Source organism: Streptomyces colwelliae (genome assembly GCF_048158785.1).
In the GTDB taxonomy this organism is placed as follows: Bacteria; Actinomycetota; Actinomycetes; order Streptomycetales; family Streptomycetaceae; genus Streptomyces.
Map to the genome: position 1 here is coordinate 1 of NZ_JBLTJC010000656.1, position 2970 is coordinate 2970.

The following is a 2970-nucleotide window of genomic DNA, read 5'->3' on the forward strand; positions in this document are numbered from 1 at the left end:
ACCTTGATCACTTCGGCGCCGTGGTCGGCCAGGACCTTGGTGCAGTACGGGCCGGCGAGGACCCAGGTCAGGTCGAGGACGCGGACGCCGTGCAGGGCGGGGTGTGCGGGGGCCTGCGTGTCCCGGAGGGCGGGCCGCGGACGGTGTTCGCCGAGCACGTCCCGGTCCGCGTCCAGAGCGGGGACGTCCAACTCCCGTACCCGGTGGCCTTCCGGGAACGCGAAGGGGAAGCCCAGGTCGGTCCGCTCGCCCTCCGGTGTGCGTACCCGGGTGAAGAAGTCCCGGGCCGTGAGCTGTGGGTTGGCGGGGAGTTCGTGGGGCAGGTCGACGGCGGCCCAGGGCAGTTTCCTCGCCTGGGCCCGTTCCGCGAACTCGGCCTTCGGCCACCTGCCCACGAAGTCCTGGACGACCTTGAACACATGCTCCTGGTGTTTCTTGCGTTCGACCGGGTCCTGCCAGCGCGGTTCCGTGAGGTCGGCCGCCGCGTTCTCCTCGCGCAGCCAGTCGAGCAGCGCGTCCCACATGCGCGGGCTGCCGCCGAGCCCACCGCCCAGGTAACCGTCGGCGGACCTGAACAGCCCGTGCGGGACCAGGGGATGGACGCTGCCGGGGCGCGGCGGAACCCGGTCCTCGTGCAGATAGGCGAGGGTTCCGGCCTCCAGCGCGGCCGCCACGCACGCCTGGGCGGAGACGTCCACGAGTTGTCCCGGGCCGGTGCGCCGGGCGCGGAGGCCGAGCAGGGCGGCGATGGCCGCGTTGACGCCCGCGAGTTGTTCGGCCTGCTGCTCCGGGAGCCGTAGCGGCGGGCCGTCGGGGTCGCCGACCTGGGCGAGCATCCCGCCCAGCGCGGCCACGACGAGGTCGGTGCCCTGCCAGTCGGTGCGCGGGCCGAGCAGGCCGAAGGGGGTGACGCGGACGTGTACGAGGTCGTCGAGCCCGTGCACGAGCGCCTCGGCGCCGCTGGGGCTCCCGTCGAGCAGCACATCGGCGGTGGTCAGCAGCGCGCGCAGCTCTTCGGGCGAGGCGGGGACGATCGACCGCTTCCCCGCGTGCCAGTGGACGAACGCGTCGCCGTCGAGTTCGCGTCGGGTCGCATCGCCTTCCGGCGGTTCGACGAGCACGACCTCGTGGCCGAGCCCGACCAGCAGGCGGCCGGCGAACCGGGTGAAGGGACTGGGCAGTTCGACAACCCTCACTGCGGACTCGCTCATGTCTCCTCCCCGGAGAGTCAGTTGTGCCGCTGGTTCAGGAAGCCGGAGACGACGCTGTGGTAGTCGTACGGCCGTTCCTCCTGCGGATGGTGGGACGCCTCGCTCATCACGTGCAGGTTGCCCTTGGGGATCATGCGGGCCAGCATCAGCGGGTAGTCCGGGGTCAGGAACGCGTCCTGCATGCCCCACAGGAAGAGCGTCGGCGCGGCGATCCGTCCCAGCTCGGCGGTGAGGTCCTGCCAGTCGCCGCGCGGGTTGTCGGAGGCGCCGGCGAGCGCGGTCTCCTCGGGGTCGAGGCTCTGCTCGTAGCGCAGGGTCACAGTGCCGTCGGGGATGGCGTCCGGGTCGAACCACTCCAGGCGGGCGATGAGTTCGCGCATCTTCTGCCACGAGGGGCCGGTGCCGCCGTAGTAGACGTCGCGGGCGTTGCGGCCCCGGCGACCGCCTTCCGGCAGGGGCGCGAGCGGGCCGTAGAAGACGGGCATGCTGCCGGTGATGACCAACGACCGTACGCGCTCGGGGTACTTGGCGGCGAGGTTGAGGGCGATGGTGCCGCCCCAGGAGTTGCAGACGAAGTCGGCGCGGTCGATGCCGAGTTCGTCGAGCAGGGCCACGGTCTTGGCCGCGTGGTAGTCCCACATGGGGCCCTCGATGACGGGCTTGGCGGACTTGCCGTACTGAAGGATGTCGACGAGCAGGCAGCGGCGGTCCGCCGCGAACAGCCGTGCCACCTGCCCGAAGTCCGACCAGCCGGTGCACCCGGGGCCGCCGCCGTGCAGGAAGACCGTGGGGCTGACCGTGGGACCGCCCTCCCCCAGTTCGACGTAGTGGTACTTGACGCCGTCCGCTTCCGCGTAGGTGCCCTCCGGGGGCGCCTGGATGTCCATGAGGTCCATGTCCCGATGGTGGGACGGCGGCGATCTCCGCCCAAGCGGAACGGTCCGCTGAGCGGGCCGGTTCCGTGGCGGTCGGGGGCGGACCCTCCTTACCGTCCGCACACCGGAGGAGAGGCAACTCATGGTCACGAGCACCGTGTTGGAGCAGGTCGAGGAGCGGGCCCGAGCCTTGATGGGGACTTGGGAGCGGCGGTCGCTGGGTGTCGTACGGGCGGAGGACGCGGCGGAGTTCGCGCGGGCGGCCGGGGAGCGCGCACCGCACCTCGTCGATGCCGCTCGCGCCGACTTCACCGTCCACCCCATGTACGTGGTGAGTCTGCTGCGCGGAGCGCCCGGGGCCGACGCGGCGGAGTTCCGGCCGGACGGCATGTACCGCGACGAGGTGCCCGGAACGGACGGCCTCGACGTCCGGCTGATGGCGGGCGGCCAGGACGTGCGGTGGGTCGGGGAGGTACGGGCGGGTGACCTGATCGAGTTGCGGCGCGCGCTGACCGCCGTGGAACGCAAGGGAGTCGGCGAGGGCTTCCTCCTCCTCACGATGGAGAAGGTGTACGGCGCCGCACGAGGGCCGTTGGTCGAGGTCACGGAGAGGTTCATCGTCCGATGACGGGCCGCCGGGAACGTCAAGTCGCTGTGGGCCAGGCCGTGTTGCCCGTCGAGCTGACCCCCGACGCGATCACCTTGCTGCGGTTCGGTGCCGTCACCCGCAACGCCCATCTCATCCACTACGACAGCGAGTTCGCCCGGTCGGAGGGGCTGGCCGGGCCGGTCGTCATGGCTCAGCTGCACGGCTGTCTGTTCCATCGTGCGGCTGCGGAGTTCGCGGGTGCGTCCGCCTGGTCAGCAGGCCGCCGCCGAAGTCG

3 protein-coding genes and 1 pseudogene are annotated in these 2970 nt (G+C 71.7%); 2 read left to right on the forward strand and 2 right to left on the reverse strand.

Features of this window, described 5'->3' with window-relative positions; genetic code table 11:
* On the reverse strand, positions 1-1211 hold a 1211-nt coding region (locus tag ACNFOC_RS52725; protein ID WP_416966078.1), incomplete at its 3' end, for a CoA transferase.
* 17 nt (positions 1212-1228) lie between these two features.
* Positions 1229-2107 (reverse strand): alpha/beta fold hydrolase, encoded by an 879-nt coding sequence (locus ACNFOC_RS52730; RefSeq protein WP_416966079.1) that lies wholly within the window; start codon positions 2105-2107, stop codon positions 1229-1231.
* A 121-nt stretch (positions 2108-2228) separates the two neighbouring features.
* Between ACNFOC_RS52730 and ACNFOC_RS52735 the strand changes: the two genes are divergently transcribed.
* Together ACNFOC_RS52735 and ACNFOC_RS52740 are read left to right on the forward strand one after the other, a co-directional pair.
* On the forward strand, positions 2229-2714 hold the full coding sequence (locus ACNFOC_RS52735; protein ID WP_416966080.1) for an FAS1-like dehydratase domain-containing protein: 486 nt from the start codon (positions 2229-2231) through the stop codon (positions 2712-2714).
* Positions 2711-2970: pseudogene (locus ACNFOC_RS52740) on the forward strand (hypothetical protein); the annotation flags it as partial. The gene ACNFOC_RS52735 and the pseudogene ACNFOC_RS52740, both read left to right, overlap by 4 nt.

Bases quoted from the DNA above. Each gene is read 5' to 3' on its own strand.
- ACNFOC_RS52730 (WP_416966079.1), bottom strand. From the start codon at position 2,107: ATGGACCTCATGGACATCCAGGCGCCCCCGGAGGGCACCTACGCGGAA.
- ACNFOC_RS52735 (WP_416966080.1), top strand. From the start codon at position 2,229: ATGGTCACGAGCACCGTGTTGGAGCAGGTCGAGGAGCGGGCCCGAGCC.